Annotated in this window: 1 protein-coding gene; it reads left to right on the forward strand. The window is 45.2% G+C overall.

Annotation, left to right across the window (positions count from 1 at the left end; all coding sequences use genetic code 11):
* The coding region (modA, locus tag R7Z50_RS31070; protein WP_318150222.1) for a molybdate ABC transporter substrate-binding protein at positions 1–425 on the forward strand (425 nt) is incomplete at its 5' end.
* Positions 426–518 lie beyond the last annotated feature (93 nt).

The raw sequence follows: 518 nt of genomic DNA on the forward strand, positions 1-518 counted from the left end.
CTCAGTCTTCAGAATTAACCTCATTTAACTTCTCTGATGCAACAGCATGGGAAAAGGCATTGCATGGAAATCGCCTTGCGTTAGGCAATCCGACGTCAGTGCCTGCTGGTATGTACGCGAAAGAATCACTGACTACACTGGGTGTATGGAAAGAGATTCAAACCAAAGTTGCACCAGCAAAAAATGTACGTCTTGCTTTGGCTTTAGTTGAGCGCGGAGAAGCTCCTTTAGGGGTGGTTTATAAGACCGATGCGCAGTTGACTAGCAAAGTGAAAATTGTTGGCGAGTTTGCGAGTGACACGCACGCGGCCATCGTTTATCCAGCGGCGGTAGTGAACGATTCAACGGAATCGAGACAATTCTTCCAGTATTTGAAATCGGAAGACGCGAAGCGAGTTTTTGCTCATTACGGTTTCCAACAATAATACGGTTTTCAATAATAGGGACAAAGAGTGACAGAACTTGAATACCAAGCCCTAATGTTGAGCTTAAAAGTTGGCGCTTATGCGGTACTTTGG

Source organism: Vibrio sp. 1249-1, assembly GCF_033340495.1.